General features: G+C 75.3%; 2 protein-coding genes. One reads left to right on the top strand and one right to left on the bottom strand.

The annotated features are described in order from the left end of the window. A partial coding sequence (locus tag AC2W7G_RS18210; RefSeq protein WP_485869672.1) for a putative immunity protein occupies positions 1–176 on the bottom strand: 176 nt, incomplete at its 3' end. A 109-nt stretch (positions 177–285) separates the two neighbouring features. On the opposite strand from AC2W7G_RS18210, the gene AC2W7G_RS18205 reads away from it, so the two are divergent. Next, complete coding sequence (locus AC2W7G_RS18205; RefSeq protein ID WP_485869671.1) at positions 286–525, top strand: hypothetical protein; 240 nt, start codon at positions 286–288, stop codon at positions 523–525. The last annotated feature ends 45 nt before the right edge of the window (positions 526–570 follow it).

Below are 570 nucleotides of genomic sequence, written 5' to 3'. Positions count from 1 at the left end.
TGCGCGGGTCGCCGTCGGCGAACGCCCAACGCCGCCTCGAGCGCGGCACGCGGACGCGGGTCGTCCGGGTGCACGTCCTCGAACAGCGGCAGGACGTCCTGGGCGCAGCGGGCGGCGAAGCGCGCGACGGCCCGGATCTCGTCCAGGGCGAGCTCGATCTCGGCGTCGTCGACCACGGGCCCATCCTGGCAGCGGGAGGACGACGTGGGTCACGCTCCGTTCTTCGGTTAGCCGAGCCTAAGTTAGGCTGGCCGGGCTGAGCCCGTCCGACCGAGAGTGCCGCCCGTGAGCCGAACCGCCGTGCCGTCCCGTGCCGGGACCGCCGCACCGGGCCGCACCGAGACGGCTCCCCGGCACCGCAGCGCGTCGCTGCTCGTCGCGGGTCTCGTCGCCGTCGTGCTGGGCCTGCTCGCCGTGTGCGTCATGAGCCTGGCGCTCGGCAGCCGCGACATCGACCTCGGTCTGGTGAGGGACGTCTTCCTCGGCCGGCGACGCGGCGGCGGCCGACAAGGCGACGCTGCTTGAGATGCGGGTGCCGCGCACCGCGCTCGGGGCTGGCCGTGGGCGCCG

It is taken from the genome of Aeromicrobium sp. PFPM2_SD2 (genome assembly GCF_057364525.1).
This window is presented reverse-complemented; position numbering and strand designations above follow the sequence as displayed.